This is a genomic window from Paenibacillus sp. TY11, from assembly GCF_059772165.1.
The window spans coordinates 137,771-159,008 of record NZ_JCBAIQ010000005.1 but is presented as its reverse complement, the minus strand read 5'-3'; the positions used below and the strand labels follow the sequence as shown (position 1 = coordinate 159,008).

General features: G+C 47.0%; 15 protein-coding genes and 1 pseudogene. 6 read left to right on the top strand and 10 right to left on the bottom strand.

Going from position 1 to position 21,238, the window contains the following annotated elements:
* Positions 1–53: 53 nt before the first annotated feature.
* Genes AC6EJC_RS07055 through AC6EJC_RS07040 form a run of 4 tightly spaced genes read right to left on the bottom strand, consistent with a single transcriptional unit; the run spans position 54 to position 3,449 of the window.
* Positions 54–785: a sugar phosphate nucleotidyltransferase gene (locus tag AC6EJC_RS07055; protein WP_444953335.1), complete on the bottom strand. Its 732-nt coding sequence runs from the start codon at positions 783–785 to the stop codon at positions 54–56.
* Positions 782–1,582, bottom strand: a complete 801-nt coding sequence (locus AC6EJC_RS07050) for a glycosyltransferase family 2 protein (RefSeq protein WP_444953334.1) — start codon at positions 1,580–1,582, stop codon at positions 782–784. The genes AC6EJC_RS07055 and AC6EJC_RS07050 overlap by 4 nt, the downstream gene beginning before the upstream one ends.
* Complete coding sequence (locus AC6EJC_RS07045; RefSeq protein ID WP_444953333.1) at positions 1,579–2,514, bottom strand: glycosyltransferase family 2 protein; 936 nt, start codon at positions 2,512–2,514, stop codon at positions 1,579–1,581. The genes AC6EJC_RS07050 and AC6EJC_RS07045 overlap by 4 nt, the downstream gene beginning before the upstream one ends.
* Entirely contained in the window at positions 2,511–3,449 is a 939-nt protein-coding gene (locus tag AC6EJC_RS07040) for a glycosyltransferase family 2 protein (RefSeq protein ID WP_444953332.1), read from the bottom strand. The genes AC6EJC_RS07045 and AC6EJC_RS07040 overlap by 4 nt, the downstream gene beginning before the upstream one ends.
* Before the next feature lie 557 nt (positions 3,450–4,006).
* Between AC6EJC_RS07040 and AC6EJC_RS07035 the strand changes: the two genes are divergently transcribed.
* Positions 4,007–5,785, top strand: coding sequence for a M4 family metallopeptidase (locus tag AC6EJC_RS07035; protein WP_444953331.1), 1,779 nt, complete (start codon positions 4,007–4,009; stop codon positions 5,783–5,785).
* 264 nt (positions 5,786–6,049) lie between these two features.
* On the opposite strand, the gene AC6EJC_RS07030 is transcribed toward AC6EJC_RS07035, so the two are convergent.
* Together AC6EJC_RS07030 and AC6EJC_RS07025 are read right to left on the bottom strand one after the other, a co-directional pair.
* Positions 6,050–7,840, bottom strand: a complete 1,791-nt coding sequence (locus tag AC6EJC_RS07030) for a response regulator (RefSeq protein ID WP_444953330.1) — start codon at positions 7,838–7,840, stop codon at positions 6,050–6,052.
* A gap of 4 nt (positions 7,841–7,844) precedes the next feature.
* Positions 7,845–8,435: a sensor domain-containing protein gene (locus tag AC6EJC_RS07025; RefSeq protein ID WP_444953329.1), complete on the bottom strand. Its 591-nt coding sequence runs from the start codon at positions 8,433–8,435 to the stop codon at positions 7,845–7,847.
* Between the two features lie 290 nt (positions 8,436–8,725).
* Between AC6EJC_RS07025 and AC6EJC_RS07020 the strand changes: the two are divergent.
* Together AC6EJC_RS07020 and AC6EJC_RS07015 are read left to right on the top strand one after the other, a co-directional pair.
* A pseudogene (locus AC6EJC_RS07020) lies at positions 8,726–10,734 on the top strand (serine hydrolase domain-containing protein).
* Between the two features lie 457 nt (positions 10,735–11,191).
* Positions 11,192–12,991, top strand: coding sequence for a M4 family metallopeptidase (locus AC6EJC_RS07015; protein ID WP_444953328.1), 1,800 nt, complete (start codon positions 11,192–11,194; stop codon positions 12,989–12,991).
* Between the two features lie 124 nt (positions 12,992–13,115).
* On the opposite strand, the gene AC6EJC_RS07010 is transcribed toward AC6EJC_RS07015, so the two are convergent.
* Both AC6EJC_RS07010 and AC6EJC_RS07005 read right to left on the bottom strand, forming a co-directional pair.
* Complete coding sequence (locus tag AC6EJC_RS07010) at positions 13,116–13,898, bottom strand: WIAG-tail domain (protein WP_444953327.1); 783 nt, start codon at positions 13,896–13,898, stop codon at positions 13,116–13,118.
* Positions 13,899–14,011: 113 nt separating this feature from the next.
* A complete protein-coding gene (locus AC6EJC_RS07005) occupies positions 14,012–15,175 on the bottom strand; it encodes a glycosyltransferase family 4 protein (protein ID WP_444953326.1) in 1,164 nt (387 codons plus the stop codon).
* A gap of 205 nt (positions 15,176–15,380) precedes the next feature.
* Here AC6EJC_RS07005 and AC6EJC_RS07000 point away from each other — a divergent pair, with 205 nt between their 5' ends.
* Both AC6EJC_RS07000 and asd read left to right on the top strand, forming a co-directional pair.
* Positions 15,381–16,508: a YheC/YheD family endospore coat-associated protein gene (locus tag AC6EJC_RS07000; protein ID WP_444953325.1), complete on the top strand. Its 1,128-nt coding sequence runs from the start codon at positions 15,381–15,383 to the stop codon at positions 16,506–16,508.
* An 88-nt stretch (positions 16,509–16,596) separates the two neighbouring features.
* Entirely contained in the window at positions 16,597–17,394 is a 798-nt protein-coding gene (asd, locus tag AC6EJC_RS06995; protein ID WP_444953324.1) for an archaetidylserine decarboxylase, read from the top strand.
* 185 nt (positions 17,395–17,579) lie between these two features.
* Here the strand turns inward: asd and AC6EJC_RS06990 are convergent, their stop codons facing one another.
* Entirely contained in the window at positions 17,580–18,365 is a 786-nt protein-coding gene (locus AC6EJC_RS06990; protein ID WP_444953323.1) for a helix-turn-helix domain-containing protein, read from the bottom strand.
* Between the two features lie 179 nt (positions 18,366–18,544).
* On the opposite strand from AC6EJC_RS06990, the gene AC6EJC_RS06985 reads away from it, so the two are divergent.
* Positions 18,545–19,843, top strand: coding sequence for an aminotransferase class I/II-fold pyridoxal phosphate-dependent enzyme (locus tag AC6EJC_RS06985; protein ID WP_444953322.1), 1,299 nt, complete (start codon positions 18,545–18,547; stop codon positions 19,841–19,843).
* 102 nt (positions 19,844–19,945) lie between these two features.
* Here AC6EJC_RS06985 and AC6EJC_RS06980 read toward each other — a convergent pair whose 3' ends face one another.
* Complete coding sequence (locus AC6EJC_RS06980; protein ID WP_444953321.1) at positions 19,946–21,223, bottom strand: sensor histidine kinase; 1,278 nt, start codon at positions 21,221–21,223, stop codon at positions 19,946–19,948.
* Positions 21,224–21,238: the final 15 nt, after the last annotated feature.

Sequence of the window (21,238 nt, the reverse complement as noted above, 5' to 3'; positions counted from 1 at the left end):
GGCATTATGCCTATACTATATGCCTGGCCCGGCCGGATGGTGTTTCATTGAGATTAGGGTAGAAGTCCCTTCATTTTCACTCCAGCTTCCTGAAGGGAATCGAAGGTTCCTGCGTCGCTCCAATAGCGCCGTAAAATATCATATTCCAGCTTGCCTTCAGCGGCATAACAGTTGTTAACATCCGTGATCTCAAGCTCACCGCGTGCCGAAGGCGTAATTTGCCGGATCTTATCGAACACGGCAGTATCGTACATATAGATACCAGTAACGCAATATTTGGACTGGGGATGCTGCGGCTTTTCTTCAATCCGCGTAATGCTCTCTGGACGCTCGGGATCAAACACGGGTACCCCGTAGCGACGGGCATCTGCCACCTTTTTCAACAACACTCTGGCGCTCCCGGGGGGCTGTTGCTTGAACCGTTCGATGACAGGTCCCAAGTCTTCCTTGAACAAATTATCACCTAACAAAACAGTGAATTTCTCTTCTGACTGCATATAGCTTTTTGCCAGTTCGAGTGCTTCCGCAATGCCGCCCGCTTTTTCTTGAATCCGGTATGTCAGTTGGACACCATAATCACTACCGCTGCCCAAAAAATCGGTGTACATTCCGGCCGATTGTTTACCAATAATAATAAGCATATCAGTAATCCCCGCCTGTCGCAGCCTTTCGATACCATATACGATCATGGGATACTTGCCGACCGGAAGCAGATGCTTGTTGAGTAATGTAGTCAACGGATGAAGGCGCGACCCAGTTCCTCCTGCGAGAATAACCCCTTTCATATCTTCCTTCCTCCTTCGACAGCATATTCAGTGCATGCAACCCCAGCGTTTCCAGTTTCGATAAACATTCTGGGATCTATGCTCCATTTCTCTATAAACAAACGATAGTTCCGTTCGATCAGCTCTTCGTTCCAGGAAGTGTCTTCGCGTGAGAAGCTGGCATTTCCCTGGTGATAAACAAAACAGTCATTACACATCAGCAGCTTGTAGCCATGCACGCGTGCGCGCAGGCAATAATCGTCATCCTCATAATGTCCGGGACTGAACCGTTCATCCAGCAATCCGATCCGTTCCATCAGCTCGCGCCGGAACAACAAACAAAACCCGACCAACCGCTTGACCTCCTGCCATCTGGAGGGATTACTTGCATTATTCTGCTCCGCATATCTCAGACAGCTGGCCAAATCTCCTTCTAATCCGTGAATCTGCTGAATACCGCTGACGTAATTCGTCACCGGTCCCACCAGTCCCACTATGCTTTCGCTCTGCAATGCAGCCAACATATTCGATAGCCATCCCCGCGTAACCGTCACATCATTGTTTAAAATGACGAGCTGGTCACCCGAAGCCAGCCGGAGCCCCATATTACAAGCTGCTGGAAAGCCCCTGTTTTCAGGAAGACGTATGCTGATCAGCCGCTCGGATGCGCAAAAATCATCCGTTCCGTCATTCGAAGCGTTGTCCACAACAATGATTTCATACGGTACATCTATCGTATGTGTCCGAATCGCCTCAATGCACGGCTTCAACAGATGCAGGCCGTTATAAGTCGGAATAATGATGCTCGTCAGACTCATCGTGCATTCCTCCCTTTGGCAACGTCTACCCGTGTTGGAACAGGTCCGAACGGGGAATACCCGGCTACCTGAAACACCGCCGTCAGCGCCTCCGCATGATCGCCGACGATCAACTGCTCCATAGCGTTCCCTTTGCCGACATTGAAGGTCCGCTTACGGTTTGCTTTAATGACATCGACAGCATGTACTGCCGCCACGATCATGCCATGCATTATCGCCATGGCGTGGGCTTTCGGCGGGACTGCAAGTATAGCTGGGCCAAGCTGATCCAGTGAACGCCGTGATAATGCATGCGGTACAGCGGTCAATGAGCTTGCTCCAAGATCCGGCCTGCGCAGTACGCGGTTCAGGAATCCTTTGCACCGTGTCACGCTGTCTTGTTGGGCATAGGGTGGCAAATGTCTGCCCAGATCATTAAGCGCCACATCCGTTCCCTGATCCACCGCTTGGAGAAAAGGCAGCAAATCAGACGCTGGAATCGGCAAATCTCCGTCCACGAACAGCACGATATCAGCCTGCGTCATACGCGCGCCTACCGCACGGCCAACATCATGCCCAAGCCGATCCGGCACGTTGACGAGAGTCACACTGGGATGATCTTTTGCTACGGTGGAGCGCGTGCCGTCCGTACAGCCGTTCAATACGACAATGATATCCGTAAGCGGAAGTTTTTCCAGCTCGCCCAGTACCCGGTCTATCGTAGACTCCTCATTACAGGCGCTGACCACGGCCGCTGCAGTTCCCTGTAACAGAATATCCCTCGGAATTTCGCGTTCCTCAGGCGGATTCACTTCAGTCATTTCTTTCGCCCGAGGTGTGGGCTTTCTCACCCTGCGGCTATGCATCGAAGTCGTCGTTCCTCGTTTTCGCTGAACGCGTCTTATCCCCCAGTTCGGGTCTTCACGTTTCCCTCTGCGATACTCTCTACTCACGGTTTCACCTCGTCTCTGATCCGTCTGCGCTCCAAATCCGTATATCCCGCACGCGTTCCCAGACGTGATGTAAGCCAGGCAATGGCATCCAGGTGATCCTGAACGATTACATCCACCAGCGGGTCCTTGCCGTTCTGTTTTTTACGTGTCGCATTCATTTTACCGACAGCTATTCCATATACAGTCACCACTCGTAACCCGGAGACAATGGACATAGCCTGAAATAACGGAGGTTTTTCCAAGGACTTTAGACCTATTTTTTTTAGAGCCTTTTGACTTATGGCGTGTGGAATGCCAGTCATGGACGCTCCTCCTAAATCAGCACGATTCGACAAAATATTCAATACATGCTTTGCCTCAACTACAGGATGTACGGGCGTACGATTCACAGGTCCATGGTAATCATTCAGCACCACATCCGCTCCCGCACATACAGCCTGTATAAACGGCCGGAGTCTGACGCAGGGAATGACGATATCACCATCCAGAAAAAGCAGGATCTGTCCGGATGCCGCCTCCGCTCCAATACGACGGCCAACATCATGGCCCAACGGTTCCGAGAAGGAAAGTACACGTGCCCCCGCCGCTACTGCCACCTTCGCCGTTTTGTCGTGTGATCCGTTCTCAACCACGATAACCTCAGTATGTGGATGGACACGGCGCGCTTCACGAACCACAGCTCCGATTGTTTTTTGCTCATTCATGGCCGGAATAATGACAGATACGAGCAACTTTCCCACCGATGACGGTTCAGATGGCCGGTCTTCGCCAATCTGTGCCCCTCTCTCCGTATCGAGTGCCTCCCTGATGGCAGGGGCTATCGGGTTCTTAAGCACGTTCGGCATGCGTAACGGCAGCCACATCTTGGAATGATGGTAAGCGCCGGAATGCCGCCTCCGATTGATCTTTAATCCAGCTCTTCCCTGCTTCTTCATGCTCCCGTCTCACCTCCCTTGCTGCTGTATAGATGGACAGCATGATTAGGACAGTTCAACATAACCTATGCGGTCCAAAAGCCGTGTGTAACGGCAAGCGTGGAGCCTTTTCAACAAAGCAATTTTCGACTTTATTTTACAAAACTCATTAATCCTATTAAATAAATGAGTTATTAGGGTCTAAAGAATCATTTTGGATAAATTTGTGACATACATCTTCTCGTCCGTCATTCTCTGTGCTAATATCAGAGCCAGATGATGGGAGTTCAAAAAATCAACATTTGTTTTTTTTGCATAAGGAAACCTTTTTCCATTATCCGCCATTTTTCCACTTTCTTTTTATACGACAGGAAAGGAGGAGTTTGTCACCTTTTAGGCTACATGCTTCACATGCAGTACCCTCATTTCACGTACACTTCATGAAAAACACTTCGGTATTTCTCTTCACGTTCCATTTTCTTCTATTCCAGACGACAACACGACCTACATAAATGGCGCAATGCCTATTCAAGACAGGATGATTCATCCTGACATTAATCGGGGAGAGTGAATTTTTAATGAAAAAAGTATGGGTTTCGCTTCTTGGAGGAGCTATGTTATTAGGGTCTGTCGCGTCTGGTGCATCAGCGGAGAGTTCCGTTTCGGAGCCAACTCAGCTTACACCGACCTTCCACGCCGAGCAATGGAAAGCCCCTTCATCGGTATCGGGGGACGACATCGTATGGAGCTATTTGAATCGGCAAAAGAAAACGTTGCTGGGTGCGGACAGCACCAGTGTACGTGAACAATTCCGAATCGTTGATCGCACAAGCGACAAGTCCGGTGTGAGCCATTATCGGCTAAAGCAGTATGTAAACGGGATTCCCGTATATGGAGCTGAACAGACTATTCATGTGGGCAAATCTGGTGAGGTCACCTCTTATCTAGGAGCGGTGATTACTGAGGATCAGCAAGAAGAAGCTACGCAAGGTACAACTCCAAAAATCAGCGCTTCTGAAGCGGTCTACACCGCATATCAGGAAGCAGCTGCACGGATTCAAGCCCTCCCTACCTCCGACGATACAATTTCTAAAGATGCTGAGGAGCAAAGCAGTGTAAGTAAAGACACTTACGCCGAAGCAGCTAACAACGACATTACGACTCCTGTCGATAAGGACGAGCTTAGTCTTGATAAAGCTTCTGCCCTGAAAGATAGCAAAATTGAAGCGGTGGAGACAGAGCAAAGTTCCATTGCCAAAATCGCTAATCTGCAGCCTGAAGTAGATCCTAAAGCCGATCTGTACTTCTATCCTAATGGGGATGCCCTGCAGCTGGTTTATGTGACAGAAGTCAATGTGTTAGAGCCTGCGCCACTGCGCACTCGCTACATCATTGATGCCAATGATGGCAAAATCGTATTCCAATATGACATCATTAATGAAGCAACAGGCACAGGTAAAGGCGTGCTTGGTGATACCAAGTCGTTCACCACTACCGCTTCCGGTAGTAGCTATCAGTTAAGAGATACAACTCGCGGTAACGGTATCGTGACCTACACGGCCTCCAACCGTCAAACCATTCCAGGCTCAATTCTGACGGATGCTGATAACGCATGGAATGATCCAGCCGGAGTGGATGCCCATGCGTATGCCGCAAAAACGTATGACTATTATAAAGACAAATTCGGACGCAACAGCATTGACGGACGCGGCCTGCAACTCCGTTCGACGGTCCATTACGGTAGCCGCTACAATAACGCCTTCTGGAACGGCAGCCAAATGACTTATGGAGATGGGGACGGTAGCACATTTATTGCATTCAGCGGGGACCCCGATGTGGTAGGGCATGAACTTACTCACGGTGTCACAGAGTATACTTCGAATTTGGAATATTACGGAGAATCCGGTGCATTGAACGAGGCTTTCTCGGACATCATCGGCAATGACATTCAGCGTAAAAACTGGCTTGTAGGCGATGATATTTATACGCCAAGCATCGCGGGCGATGCACTTCGCTCTATGTCCAATCCTACTCTATACGATCAACCAGATCACTATTCAAACTTGTATAAAGGCAGCTCCGATAACGGTGGCGTTCATACGAACAGCGGTATTATCAATAAAGCCTACTATCTGTTGGCACAAGGTGGTACTTTCCATGGCGTAACTGTAAATGGAATTGGCCGCGATGCAGCGGTCCAAATTTACTATAGTGCCTTTACGAACTACCTGACTTCTTCTTCCGACTTCTCCAACGCACGCGCTGCTGTTATCCAAGCGGCAAAAGATCTCTACGGTGCGAGCTCAGCACAAGCAACTGCAGCTGCCAAATCTTTTGACGCTGTAGGTGTTAACTAAATCATATACGCTATCCTCCTCAATATTCTCGTCCATAGACCTTTGCCGTTGTGCAACTGTCATGTGGCCCTGGCTCATTCAATGGACGAATAATAGGGGTGCAGTATACAAGTCTGCGCCCCTCCCCCCCTTATTTATGGCGTCCCCTCAAAGGGACGCCCTTTTCTTGTTCATTGAGTCCCTCAAAAAAAGAAAATATGTGAACGATTCGGGGAATGAAGGCCAATCTGGAAATTAAATCCACAAACAAAGATTAAACAGCTCTTACAAAAGTAATCCTATATCTCTTGCTTTTTGCACGGCTTCTTCTCGATTGTTGACTCCCAGCTTGTCATAGAGAGTGGAGGCGTAATTTCTTACTGTGCCGTTTGATAAGTAAAGTTTCGAAGAAATTGTTTTATAACGGATTCCTTGAGACAAAAGATTCAAAACCTCTAATTCGCGTTTCGTTAAGCCATACTCTTTTCCAACTGACTTCGATCCGACTGACTCTTCTTCATCATTTTCGTTCCACATTCTTCGGAACAAATCTTGGTCAATTATCGTGCCTCCCCGATAGACGAGGCGAACCGTTTCAGCCAGTTCACGCGACTCTATGGATTTCAGCAAATAGCCGTCAGCACCGCTTCGCATGATTTCCTTCACCCTCTCTGTATCCTGAAACGTTGACAGGATGAGGACACGAATGTCAGGCCATGTTTCCTTGATTATTTTGGTCGCACGAATCCCATCCTGATTGGGCATCTCCAAATCCATTAATATCAAATCTGGATTCAGGCTTCCGCACAATTCCACAGCTTGTTCTCCATCTTCAGCCACCCCCACTACCTGCAAGTCCTCCTGTCCGTCCAGGATTGTATGGAGACTGTCTCGAATAAACGATTGATCATCGACGATACACAAGCGGATTCGTTCATCAGACAATTGTACCAGTCTGGGTAACACACATGAGATGAACGTCCCTTCGCCTTTTTCGGAGTATACAGTGACTCTCCCTTGTAACTGTGTCGCACGTTCTTTCATCGTAGTTAATCCGAAGCCATCCTTCCACTCCTCCACTCCGCCGCCATTATCCTGCACATCCAATCTCGTCTGTTGCGGCTCAAAATGCAGTGACACAATGATTTCGGTGGATTGTCCGTGGCGCACGGCATTAGTCAGCGATTCCTGCAAGCTCCGATAAAGCGTCATTTTCGCTTGTTTGGAGACCATGTACTCTTCCCCTATTATTCGAGTGCGTACATTTACTTTTGCATGTTTCTGGAACTCCTCTGCTAATTGTTGCAAAGTAACAGTCAAGGGAAGCGATTCTTGTGGTGAATCTATTTGATGCAAATAGGCTCTCACTTCCTCCATACTGTTACGGGCCAATTGCAATAATGAGTCGAGTTTTTGCTCTCCATCTTTTGTCGCTAATTCCGTACGCAATATTTCCATCCCCATAATGATCGAGGTATAGGAATGCCCCATCGTATCATGCAAATCTTTGGAGAGTCTATCGCGCTCCTCTAACAAAGTAATCCGCTCAATCTGAGATAGGTACTGTTCCAACACAAGCTTCTGATTGCGAATAATTTCATTTTGGCGATAATTAAAAACTAGTAAATGAAAGGAAAATCCTATCGCAAAAGCCAGACCGATTTGTAGGATAATCGCCCATAGATCTATTCCGGGGGAAAATATTGCAATGAGCAACGGAAACAAAACAATTGTGATAGAACCCGACCAACGGAATGATTTATGAGCACTATTTGCCGCGATCATGAAAGTCGGCATTAAAAATGCAAGATACGCCGCCGGAAATAATAAGGTTAGGTAGAAGCACACTCCGCCAAACAAAACCATCTCAGTAAACAGATAGTAGCGATAACTGAACATTAAACAAATCCAAGGTACTGAAAATGAGGCGACTTCCCAAAGAATGATGATCCAAAGGGGCACAGTTAAATGGTCTTGGTGTTGGATAGTAGTTAACATCAATGAGAGCCAGATGACAAAACGTATACAAAGCAATACCCAGTCATACCAGAGCCATTGTTTCAAGGTTGTAAACAAATTATCACCCCTTAATAGCTTTGAACATGGAACGCGTGTACATTCCAACTATTTGAACTAAGCTGTTTCCAATACGAGTACGTATCCAGACGAGAAAACACCCAGCAATCATAACACATATAGCCTTTTCCCAAGAATTAACATAAAATCCTAATAAGTATATCTTAAGATATTGAAAAAGTATTGGTGTAACGATAAATGCGAGCGGAGCTACGTACAATATAACCGCACATATGAGGCTAATCACCCCAATAAAAAATTTCTGCATGAGCCAAAAAACGGCCCTCCAATTGCTACTATTAAGAATTGCTTCTCTCGCTTTAATCCATTTATCCCTTCCACCTTTTGTCCTTGTCAGGATTGGCTCTATCGATATATCCGTATAAACCTTCGTCTGAATGCGTTCATACTGGACAAACGTGTGAGTTGTTCGCAACACACTCGCCAACAAGGGAATACCTACGAAGATAACCGTCATCACCAACGCAAATGTAATGCTGGCCAAATAGAAGCAAAAGTAAAACAGTCCAGATCCGAAGGTAAACAACAAAAAGTAGAAATCTTGTAACCTTTTTCGAGCTGATTCTTTCGTCATTTGATTCTCTCCTACTCTTTCTTTTCTTTGCTAATACGTTATGCGATTCTAACTTTTTGTCTATCACATACGGTAGTGTCAAAGTGTCATGATTTGTAGGTCATGGCTATAAAATCAGACGTACTTCGCTCTATTTTTTAATGTCATGCATTAGAAGACAAAAGGTCACTAGCTACTATGACTTGCCGCTTGCTACACTCGGTTCATACACTGGTGAGCCGACAACTCGGTGTGCTGACAACTCGGTGTGCTGACAAGAAAATTTCAGTCAAAAAAAGGAGAGTTCGAAAATGAAAAAAGTAATGAATAAAGTAAGCCTCGCAATTCTGCTCATTTCTACTAGCATGATTTCTGCGTGTTCCCAACAATCATTAGAAGTTGGAGAATCAAAACCATCGACATCCACGACCAATATTTAAATGACGAAAGCTCCCAATAACGCAAAAGAAGTAGAATCTTTTGCTGATCCGTTATTTGCGGAAAAAATGAAGAAGTACAATGTGAACGGTTCAAGTTTTGTCGTCGTCCATGATGGAAAGGTCGTCGTCAATAAAGGGTACGGTTATGCAGATAAAGAAAAGAAGATTTCCGTCAATAAGGACACGGTCTTCCAAATCGCTTCAGTCTCGAAAACTTTTACCGCCTTGGCCGTGATGCAACAAGTCGATAAAGGAAAGCTTAAACTAGATCAAGATGTACAACGGTATCTCGGTGGATTGAAAATACCCAATAAAACAGGAAAAACCTCACCCTGTTTGATATGTTGACCTATACCAGCGGTGTAGATTTTCCCGATATCACCACGATAACCGGACCCGAATACGTTAATCAAAATATATCGATGAAGGAGTTTATTCCTAAACATATGCCGACAGTAGTACGGCCGCCCGGTGAAGCTTATACGTATGACAACTTCTCATTTTTACTCGCAGGATATGCAGTGGAGAATGTTACGGGCATACCTTTCTCACGATATATGGAAAAGAATATCTTTAAACCATTAGGCATGAAATCTACCAGTGTGCGCTTTACGTCTGACCTTCTCAAGAGAATGGCTACACATTACGGTCCCACTGGCGATCCTCATCCAACATATGGGCACGCTCCAACTGATGGACCACAAGGAAGCATTTTGTCTACTGGAGAAGACATGTCAAAGTACATGATTATGCAGCTACAGAATGGAAAGTTTGGAGGTAAAGAAATCGTAAGTAAAAAAAGCATGGATATGATGCATGCCTACCAAGTTTTCGCAGATAAGACGATTCCTATTGCGACAGTTGGATTTGAGACGTATTTCAACGACTTTGCCAACGGTCAACACGTGGTATTAAAAGGCGGAAACATGCCGGGACATTCTTCGTTGATGGTTTTGGTGCCTGAACAAAAAACCGCATTTTTCATGTCTTACAATAATGATTCCATGATGAGTCTAGAGGTGTACGATGCGTTCATGAATCATTATTTCCCTCGAGCTATCACTGTGAAGAAACCAACGTACCACCAGTTAGAGGAAAAAGAAGCGCAAAAGTACGTGGGTCTGTATCAAAATACACGTGTATTCGCGATTCGTACCCACTTTTCCTATGAGAATGGGGCGTTGGTCATGGAAGATGAAACTGCTGGAAAACAAGTACTCAAAATGATTCACCCATTGTTGTTTGAAGATGCAGAAGGGAACAAGCTCGCTTTCCAGAAAAACAGGACTGGAGAAATCACGTATTTTTATTACACCAGCCCTAAAGGCCTAGGCGTTGTTGCTCAATCTCAGAAAATCAATATAAAACCATCTTTTGCAGACGTCCCGCAAAAGAGTAACTATAGAAGCCATATAGACAATCTTCATGCTTTAGACATCATGAATGCTAAAACAGGTAATCTATTTAATCCAATGGGCACGATGACACAAGGGGAATTTGCTGACGCCTTGTTGCTTGCACACGGAGGGTACATTTTCCCAGACGAAACCGAAAAAATCAAGAAGCAATTCATAGTAGGCATACCGGGATATGACCGTGCGACTCCGATTACCAGACAAGTCGCAGCAACCATGATTCAAAACTTGAAGCAGATTCAACCTGACCAAGCCACTCAGGTGAAATTGCTCGACGCTGCGGATACCTGGGCGGTCCAGTCCATTCAAGCCCTTGCCTCACAAGGAATCGTAGACCCGGATACCATCATCAATACTGATGGCTCCTTTACCTTCCGTCCAAAGAATTTATTGCTGCGTCAAGAAGCGAGCGCCTTGCTCGATTTGGCTTTTGGCTATCATGCTCTGCCTATTAAACAGAAGTAAGCATCCATCCAACATAAATCATGGCAAACATTAGGGATCGTGTTCCATCAGCATCAAGCTAAAGCAAAATGGCATCCATAAAACGAAAAAACACGCTGTTCTTTCTGTATAATTATAGGAAAGAATGGCGTTTTTTTATCCCTGTTTCAGCCTCTGAGGTGTTCTAACATTTCCCTAAACATAACAGCTGTTATTTCTCCACTCATACATTTTTGAATGAGGTTCTTCTATATATTTCGACTAGATACGACAATCTCATTAATATTTTGGGACTAAAGATTCATTTTGGAGTATTTTGTAAAATTAACCTTCTCGTTCGACAACCTCTGTGCTAATATCAGAGCCGAGACGATGAAATTGCAAAAAGATAGAGCAACAAGACATACATACATGACGCAACGCTTCTTCAAACAGGGTGTTTTTTATCCTGACATTAACTAGGGAGAGTGAGTATGAATTGAAAAAAGTATGGGTTTCACTTCTAGGAGGAGCTATGTTATTAGGATCTATAGCGCCCGGGGCTTCCGCAGCTGAAAATTCTGTTCCCGATCCGACTCAGTTTACGCCAACATTCCAGACGGTAAACTGGAAGTCTCCTTCAACGGTAACAGGCGACAATCTGGTCTGGAGCTTTTTAAATCGACAACAGAAAACATTAATAAGTCTGGACGATACCAACAGCGGCACCAATATCCGTGAGCAATTTCGTATCGTGGATCGAACTAGTGACAAATTTGGTACGAAGCATTATCGGTTAAAGCAATATGTAGACGGAATTCCCGTATTTGGAGCCGAACAGACCATCCATGTAAACAAGTCTGGTCAAATCACCTCTTATTTGGGAGCGGTCATTTCAGAAGATCAGCAAGCCGATGCTAAAGAAAATACAACTCCAAAAATCAGCGCTACTGAGGCTGTATATACCGCGTATGAAGATGCAGCTATACGGATTCAATCTCTTTCTTCCTCCGTCCATATCGTTTCTGAACCTTCCGAGGATACAAGTAGTGTAAGTAAAGACACTTACAAAAAATCATCTAACAACGAATTATCGATTTCTACCGATAAGGATTCCTTGGATTTGGATAAAGAAGCTGAACTGAAGAACAGCAAATTGGAAGTGGTAGAGTCTGCTTCCTCTATCGCCAAGATCGCCAATTTGGAACCAAGCGTGGACCCTAAAGCAGAACTGTATATCTATCCCGATGGAGACACAACACGTCTAGTCTATGTAACCGAAGTTAATATTTTGCAGCCTACTCTGCTGCGCACACGTTACTTTATTGACGCTAATGACGGAAAAATCGTATTCAAATATGACATCCTCAACGAGGTAATCGGGACAGGGCGCGGCGTATTTGGGGATACTAAAACGTTCGAAACGACAGCTTCCGGTAAAAAGTATCAATTAAAAGACACGACTCGCGGTAAAGGCATCTTAACTTATAACGTTCATAATACCGAGACGCTTCCGGGCACTCTGTATACAGATTCAGATAACATATGGGAAGATCCGGCTGCGGTGGATGCCCATGCTTACGCCATTCGCACCTATGATTATTATAAAGAAAAATTTGGACGCGATAGCATTGACGGACACGGCATGACTATTGCTTCGGCAGTCCATTATGGCGATAAGAATCTCAACAATGCATACTGGGGCGGCACCCATATGCTCTATGGAGACGGAGACGGCACCTTGTTTGCTCCATTCAGCAGTGACCTTGAAATTGTTGCTCATGAGCTGACGCACGGCGTGACTGAGCATTCATCTGGTCTGGTGTATTTCGCTGAATCCGGTGCATTAAGTGAAGCCATCTCAGATATTATAGGTAACGACATTGAGCGTACCAATTGGGATTTTGGCAAAGTCGCTTATACGCCTAATATTAAGGGCGACGCAATCCGCTCCCTTTCCGATCCTGTCAAATATGGTCAAGTCGATCACTACAGCAATCTCTTTCCTGACCCTAACAATGAGGATTTCGGTGGAGCCCACATTAATAGCGGTATTATTAATAAAGCCTACTATCTACTGGCACAAGGAGGTACCTTCCATGGTGTCAAGGTAGATGGAATCGGACGTGATGCAGCTGTATATATTTATTATAATGCCTTCACCAATTATCTGACCTCCACGTCTAACTTCTCCACCGCGCGTGCCGCTGTTATCCAAGCGGCCAAAGATAGCTATGGTGAGAATTCAATAGCGGTAACCTCTGCTATTAAGTCTTTTGACGCTGTAGGTGTGAAATAAGTCAAATCATACACACTTCCCCGATATTACAAGTTTACCCCCTACCCTCTTATGTATACGGCGTCCCACTATGGGACGCCTTTTTCTAGTATGAAGTTGATTTGCAACTTACATTCCTGGCTTCTTATGAATGCCCCAGCGCAATCCAAAAGACCACCCCCTCACATGTCGGACCCGAGTGTATGCGTTCCACAGTAAGCACTGCCGAATACCTCTGATGTTGTGTGACGGATACCATCACTCCTGGTACGCTCGCATTGGCGGTGATTGCATATTGTGTGTCTATAAAAGGCTTCTCAAATATAACGCTCACTTCACCCCTATCCACTTGTGCAGGAAGGTGAAAAGAAATGCTGCCAAATTGAGGTGAAGTCACTTCATCGTCAGAAGTCTCGTCACCAATCGTCGCTCTGTCGTGAATGGCATTCAAGCCTAATTCTTTGTCCGTATGGAAAGCTAGATCGGTATCTTGCTCGGGCAAGACCACCCGCTGCTTGGGGCGACGTCTTCCTTCCGCAATGTGAATACTGGTTATGGAACAATCCAATAACGAATCTTGCTGTGCCTGACCTTCCGATGTGATAGAGGGTATGTCGTTATCCGTCCTGTATTCCGTATCTGACTCAGGCACAGACAACAGCAGCACAGATGCTCGATTCATCTGCATCGCTTCCTCTAGCGTTTTGGGAAGCTTATGCTTTTTCCATGCCGCTTCCTCTATGGCTTGAACCGGGGTATCCTTCTCTACGGGGGCAGGTACAGTTGCCGTTCCACGCTGGATCGGTCTATGACTGCCAGAAGTCGAAGTCGTTTTCTCCTTGTTTACACGGGGGGAGGGAACCGCATTGGAAGGGTTGCGCCGCGCTGTTCTTTTATCCTTAGGGCTATGGTTCGTACGATGGTTCATGGTGACCGCTCCTTTGGCACAGGAGTGAACCAGCGGTCGCTCCGCTTCATTCACCCGGCTGGGAATCATGGCTAATGCCTATAAGATAGCCTATGCGTGTAACAGCGCCCACGTCACTCGGTTGCGCAATCCGTTATGATTTGTGCCCAGCGTTGTGCTGAGTGCTGCCATAAAAATTGTCTCCGTACCTCGCCAAGCCCAGCTTCCCCCATCTGTCGCCGCAAGCCAGGTTGCTGGAGCAACCTGATGATGGCATCGGCCATTTCTTGCTCATCGGGAGACGGATAAACGAGCCAGCCTGTCTCGCCGTGTTGTACAACCTCTGGAATACCACCGATTCGTGAAGCGACCACAGGCACTCCTGCCGCCATGGCTTCCAGATTGACCAGCCCGAAGGCCTCATCCTCCACCGAAGGAACAACAGTCACATCAGCTAGCTGATATAGCGAGGCCAATGCTGGATGCGGAACATAGTCCAGGAATTGCACGTGCTTCTCCAACCTTAGTTTACGCATCTGCCGACGCAACGACGCCGTGTACGGCGTGAGGCGGTCATGACCGTAATAGGCACTACCTGCAATGAGCAGCAGTACGTCCGGGCAGGCACGGACGACACGCCGCAGGGCCTTGAGCAGCCGGTGAACGCCCTTCCCTGGCATCAGTCTGCCCGCGTATAACACGATTTGGCGGCCTGACCAGCCGAAATCGTCTAATCGCGCCGACCTGACCGCTTCTGCTGCCGGAGTCCACCGTGGCAGGAAATCGCCGGGATGGATACCCAGCTTGTTTATAACGATGCGTTCTCTGACCGCGTCTGGACTGTCAGAGGCTACGATTGCTCCCAAATACGCACTGTTCACGATAATGCGATCCATCGACAACAGCAGTCGGCCCAGGTCCTCCCGTTTGAGGTGGGGCTCCCGGATGAATGTGGTCGAATGCAAAGTCAGCACAACTCGGCTATCGGGCAAAGCCTCGCGAATTGCATACGCAACAGCCGGACGGTTGTGTACATCTACTACCGCAGGTAACCATCTCTTCAAATCAGCAATCACCTCGGAAATATAACCCGCTCCCCGCGTATAACGCATGCAGGGAACTCCATCGACATCACCATGATCCGGTGCCTCTGCTCCCCTTATGCCATAGATCTGTGCTTGAAGCTCATGACTGGCCAACGGTACCATGCGGGCAATTACCCGCTCCACAGAACTGCTGCGGGGCGAAGGTATAACAAAGGAGCCCGGTGTAACGACAGCTACCTTCGGCCTCTGCATCACCTCACCTACTTTCTCACCTTATTCCCATACCCTTCAACACTCATCTTGTATCATATCGTCTTCCCCCCTGAAAGGTGCCTGGCTTCTAACTTTAGGCTTACCGCAAGGCTAGCGTCCATGCCTGGCCGATCTTTGATACATATGATGGACTAGAATCACAGTATGATCAGTTGGAGTGACTACAAGGAGGGCGGACATACTCATGTTGCATGTCGGCGTCATGCTCAACCCGGCAACCTACCGGGGCATTCCCGCCATGAGGACGCGATATGAATCCATCGCCAATTACGAGGACGCCGGGTTAAGCTACGAGCTAATCCCCTGCTTTCTTCGTCTGGGTGATATTCATATATCGACCGGAACATGCCGGGCTTTTGTTAAACACGGCAACGAGTATCGGCAGATGACTCTTCCGTTGCCGCCGGTCATCCACAATCGGACTCTCTATCGGCAAAATGAAAATGCTAGCGACATCAACAGACTGGCAAAAAAGGGATTCTATATTTTTAATGAACAAAACCGTTTCGGCAAAGACCATATACATGCAATTTTGCAGGAAGACCCTTTGTTACGTATCCACCTCCCCAAAACATTGCAAGGCAACCTGTCCTCTATCCATACCTTGATGGAGCAAACCGGGGATATTGTAATTAAGCCCAGTAGCGGTAGCGTTGGTAGAGGAATTATGCGTCTGCGGCATTCACACGGAAGCTGGACTTTGCAATGTGCTCATCCTGCTATACCTGAGCGTTGGTCCACACTACGTTTGAAGGTCGGGCAACTACCTTTATTTCTGCACAAGCGACTGCTGCGTGTGCCTCATATCGTACAGGAAACCATACCGCTTGCTTTGTACAACAATCGTCCGTTTGATGTCCGTGTGTCGGTTCAGCGCGGATATGGCGGTATCTGGGGTGTGACAGGCATGTATGCTAAAATTGCTCCTTCTCACACCTTCGTCTCCAATGTGGCACAGGGCGGTACGGCTCGTTCCTTACTGGAGGTATTATCACAAACAGAGACGGTTCAGACTTCTAACGTAGCCCGGCTGATGAATGAACTAGAGAGACTCTCGTTACAAATCGTCCACCGACTGGCACAAAGCCTTCCCCGTCTCGCCGACGTAGGTCTGGATCTGGGAATTACCCATGAAGGCAAGATTGTTTTTATCGAATGCAACGGTCGTGACCAGCGCTACGGCTTCAGTCAGGCCGGCATGAACAATGTCTGGAAAGAAACGTACACTCAGCCGATGGCTTACGCTCGTTGGCTTCTCGAACGAATGCCTTCGTCAGACACCGAACGTTCACTCGACCGTCCACTGTATTGATTTACGTCACATTCTGTGTCAATATAGTTCAGAGCGGCCGGACAGGTTCCGGCCAAGACGGCTCGGAAATGAACAAGGGGGATCTGTAATGGCAAAACAGTGGCTGCGGCTTATGACGGAGCTATCATCGCGCAAGTGGGTGTGCCGGATTGTGGGCTCCTTCGCGCAAAGCGGTGCAAGCCGATTTTTTATCCCCACCTTTATACGTACGTACCAGATCCAGACGCATGAGGCGGAACAGGAATGGAAGGAATACCGTTCCCTGAACGCCTATTTTACACGCAAATTAAAAGCGGGCATGCGCCCGATTGATACGAACGCCGAGGTGATGACCAGTCCGGTGGATGCACGGATTACTTTCACTGGTCCAATTACGTCCGGCACTCTTTTGAACGTCAAAGGGCAGGACTATACGCTGGAAGAGCTTCTTAACCGCTCTCCGCGTCTTGAGAAGTACACACACGGCTATGCTTTTGTGCTCTATCTCAGCCCGACGGATTATCATCGCATTCATGCACCGGTATCCGGTACGCTGGTAGAAAAGGAGCATCTGCGCGGCAAGGTATACCCAGTGAATGACTTCGGCTTGCAGCATATGCGAGCAGTTCTTAGTCGCAATGAACGACAGATTACGTACATTGCCCACGAATATGGCGAGGTGGCGGTCGTCAAGGTTGGGGCAATGAACGTGAGTAGCATCAAATATACGGATGATAAAGCCGTCTCATGGACAAAAGGTGACGATCTCGCATATTTCGAATTTGGCTCAACCGTCGTTTTGCTGACTGAAAACGGCACATTTGAGCCAGACCCCGCATTGAAGCCGGGGGATGCGGTGAAAATGGGACAACGTCTCGGTTGCTTTCGACACGATTCCAAAGCATAAGTGAATTTACCGTTACAACATTATATCTACACATATGAGCATTGGGATCGAATGATGCAAAATGATCATATGAAAAAGGACCCGGCGTAACTGCTCGGGTCCTTCTTTGACTTTATCCTTTATATTCGTCATACGTTAATCCCATTACGCCAAAATCCGAAACAGCTTGTCCACCGTCCATAGCTTTACCGGATCTCAGACGGACTTTTTCCCGTATACTGCTTGAATTGGCGGCTGAAGAAAAAGATATCACGGTATCCCAAAGCCTCTGCCACCTCGGTCACATTCATTCCGGCATGTAGCAATAGATGCTGTGCGCGCTCAATCCGCATGCTGATAATATGAGATTGCGCGGAAACACCCAGCAGCTCCTTGAATTTGATCGAAAAATAACGCGGTGACAGCCCCGCCCGTGCTGCCAAATCCTCGACGCGATGAGGAAGTCCCGGATGCTGACGCACGTAGTTGGCCGTTTCCCGAATGACCTCGGTGAGCTGATTACTGGCCTGTTGCTCCTGCGGCTCCTTACGGTCAGCACGCAGCAGATGAATCATCAGTTGTTTCAAGATCAGCTTGCCTTCCTCGTCAGCTCCGTAAGCACGCTCCAGGCGCAGTCGGACATATCTGGCAAGCATATGCTCCACCTCGAACGTTTCTTCCAGTATACGATAGCTTGCAGGGATTAGCTTTGGTTGTTCGGTGAGATCAAAATGAATATAGGTAAGTATGAGCGGCTTTTGCGGGTTATGTGTGGCACGGGTATCATCCCCCGGCTTGAACAGGAAGCAACTCCCCTTGCTCACAGAATACGATTTCCCGTTTAAGACAACCGTTCCTTCTCCGCTCCATACATAAAATAAATCATAGTTTGGCATCGGCTTCTCGCGCACCTGCCATTTCCAGCCCGGCTCGCACACAATTTTGGCAAAGGCCGGCAACAGGATAAACGAGGACGCAGATGTATCCAGCAAAATCTGCACCTCCTTTTGTTAATCTTTGGTTGTCCTCTATCCCGTTAATTTATAATATAAGCGCAGCGCCGCCATTAAGCAAAAAAATGCGCTTTTTGTTCCCGGATGCTTTTGCGTGACGCTTACCGTGTGTAATGCTATAATATGTAATCAAAATGACTTGGAAGGATGAAACGGGAATGAATCCACTGGCAGCACAGTTAAACCAAAACATTCAGACAGGCAACGAGCATGTATATCAAATGCTTTCTCTTTTAGGTAAAGAAATCTATTTTCCAAAAGAAGGAATTTTGAGTCAATCGGCAGAGGCAGGGAAACTTGCTAAAAAGTATAACGCTACGATTGGTATTGCTACTGAAGGCAATGGTCCTATGCATTTGGAGGTTATTCAGGAGAAGCTGTCCGCTTACAGTCCCAAGGATTTATACCCTTACGCTCCCCCTGCGGGCAAGCCTGAACTTCGCAGCGTATGGCGTGACAAAATGCTGAAGGAAAACCCTTCGCTGGCTGGAAAAAGCTACGGCCTTCCCGTAGTTACGAACGCGCTAACTCACGGTTTGAGCATCGTTGCCGACCTGTTTACGGATGAAGGGGATGCTGTCATTTATCCGGACAAAAACTGGGAAAACTATGAGCTGACTTTCGGTATTCGCCGTCATGGACGCTTGGTGAATTTCCCGTTGTTCACAGAGGATCAACGTTTTAATAGTGAAGGGTTACGCGAGGCATTATTGGCGCAGAAAGAATACGGCAAAGCGATCGTTGTACTGAACTTCCCGAACAACCCGACGGGCTACACACCGGGTATTGAAGAGGGTAAAGCGATTGTCGCCGCCATTCAGGAAGCTGCGGAAGCAGGCATCAACGTCGTAGTTGTCACAGATGACGCTTATTTTGGTCTGTTCTTCGAGGACTCCCTGCATGAATCACTATTCGGCCAGTTAGCTGGACTTCATCCGAGAATTCTACCAGTCAAAATTGACGGAGCTACCAAAGAAGAATTCGTTTGGGGCTTCCGTGTCGGATTTATTACCTTTGCTTCGGAACATCAGGATGTATTGAGCGCACTGGAACAAAAAACATTAGGGATTATCCGGGCAACGATTTCGAGCGGTCCTCACCCATCTCAAACCTTCGTACTGGATGCCCTCAAATCAACGGATTTTGAACAACAGAAGAACGAAAAGTTCCAAATTATGAAGGGGCGAGCTAATAAAGTCAAAGCGTTGCTCGATAGTGGAAAATACGGAGATGTATGGAGCTACTATCCTTTCAATTCGGGTTATTTTATGTGCCTCAAGCTGAACGGCTTATCCGCTGAACGACTGCGCACACATTTGCTGGAACAATATGGGGTAGGAACGATTGCGCTGGGTGAATATGACCTCCGAATCGCGTTCTCATGTATCGAGGAAGAGTATCTGGAAGACCTGTATGACATTGTTTACCGTGGCGCACAAGATTTGTTGAACGCCTAATATGTAATAGTTAAATATATAGCATAATTAGCGGTATGCCGGATGTTGCGGCATACCGCTTTTTGATTGGCTGAACCATTGTTAATTACACTTCAGGACAGATTATCCTTCAGCAGCGAGCAAAGATTCCCGTGCGAGTGGCAGCAGGATGACTACCTCCGTCCCGACTCCGGGCTCACTGTCATAGTGTATACTCCCGTTCATTGCTTCAATGATTCGAAAGGAGACGACCGTTCCCAGTCCCGTTCCTACCTCTTTGGTTGAAAAAAACAAAGTACCCACTCGCTCCAGATGCTCCTGGCTCATGCCTTTTCCAGTATCCCTAATATTCAGACATGCCTTCTCTTCCTGAATCCCCAGCTTTATGTACACCCTACCTCCATCTTCCGCAGCCTCGATCGCATTTTTCGTCACATGTATTAACGCCTGTAACAGCTGGTTACGATCCGTATGTACGTATATTTCCTTCCCTAGCTCTGTATGCAATCTTACGCCTTGTTTAGTCGCCATCGGCTTCAAAAGCAAAACGATCTGTTGAACCATGCCAGACAGATCCATCAGTTCTGTGTTTCCAATCTGCGGTCTGGATAAGTTCAGATAGTCGCTAATAATTCTTTCGGCCCGTTCTACTTCTGCCAGTGCCAAAGCAATATATCTGCGATTTTTCCCTTCTAACCCTGATTGAACCATTTGCAGGAACCCTTTAACAACGGTCAACGGATTCCGTACTTCATGAGCCATAGAGGCAGCCAGTTCACCTAACGTATTCAGACGCTCGGCATATTTAATCTTTCTTCTCATCTCTTCCCGTTCCAAACTAAACTCCATCCAGAAAGAGGAGGCTCCAATACTTAGGAATTGAATCACACCGAACCAGAGAATTGCCCGGATCAGCTCGATCTCATCCTTATCCAGCCTGCCATTGGCCCAGGAATGTATTAAAAGAAAGATCAGCATGACAACATTGGTCCATATACTCATTAGCATATTCATGCCCACCCGAAGTAACATACTTTTGAGCTGCATAAACTTTTTTCTCACCAAAAGAGGCCCTAAATAACACAACATCATGCTGGGAAGGCCTACCACCAAAGACTCAGGACCTACATACATACGAGCCATCACCATCAGCGTTATATTCAGCAGCCCTGCCTTAGGACCAAAATATAAAACAGAAAGGATCAGAGGAACATATCGGAGATCCCAATATAATCCATACCAGATGTACGAAAACATAAGGCAAAGCACAGAAGACACACCCAGCACCCCTCCCATAAGCAACGGGGTATGTTTCATATGCCGATGATCTGACAAAGCGCTATATACTAATAACGGTACAAACACAAGAAATATGTTCACGAGCAGCTTATCTACCAGCATCTCGTCTTTCCCACT

What these genes read in the sequence shown, in the direction of transcription:
- AC6EJC_RS07055 (WP_444953335.1), bottom strand. Translation starts at nt 785, where the DNA reads ATGAAAGGGGTTATTCTCGCAGGAGGAACTGGGTCGCGCCTTCATCCG.
- AC6EJC_RS07050 (WP_444953334.1), bottom strand. Translation starts at nt 1,582, where the DNA reads ATGAGTCTGACGAGCATCATTATTCCGACTTATAACGGCCTGCATCTG.
- AC6EJC_RS07040 (WP_444953332.1), bottom strand. Translation starts at nt 3,449, where the DNA reads ATGAAGAAGCAGGGAAGAGCTGGATTAAAGATCAATCGGAGGCGGCAT.
- AC6EJC_RS07035 (WP_444953331.1), top strand. Translation starts at nt 4,007, where the DNA reads ATGAAAAAAGTATGGGTTTCGCTTCTTGGAGGAGCTATGTTATTAGGG.
- AC6EJC_RS07025 (WP_444953329.1), bottom strand. Translation starts at nt 8,435, where the DNA reads ATGACGAAAGAATCAGCTCGAAAAAGGTTACAAGATTTCTACTTTTTG.
- AC6EJC_RS07010 (WP_444953327.1), bottom strand. Translation starts at nt 13,898, where the DNA reads ATGAACCATCGTACGAACCATAGCCCTAAGGATAAAAGAACAGCGCGG.
- AC6EJC_RS07005 (WP_444953326.1), bottom strand. Translation starts at nt 15,175, where the DNA reads ATGCAGAGGCCGAAGGTAGCTGTCGTTACACCGGGCTCCTTTGTTATA.
- AC6EJC_RS07000 (WP_444953325.1), top strand. Translation starts at nt 15,381, where the DNA reads ATGTTGCATGTCGGCGTCATGCTCAACCCGGCAACCTACCGGGGCATT.
- asd (WP_444953324.1), top strand. Translation starts at nt 16,597, where the DNA reads ATGGCAAAACAGTGGCTGCGGCTTATGACGGAGCTATCATCGCGCAAG.
- AC6EJC_RS06985 (WP_444953322.1), top strand. Translation starts at nt 18,545, where the DNA reads ATGAATCCACTGGCAGCACAGTTAAACCAAAACATTCAGACAGGCAAC.
- AC6EJC_RS06980 (WP_444953321.1), bottom strand. Translation starts at nt 21,223, where the DNA reads ATGCTGGTAGATAAGCTGCTCGTGAACATATTTCTTGTGTTTGTACCG.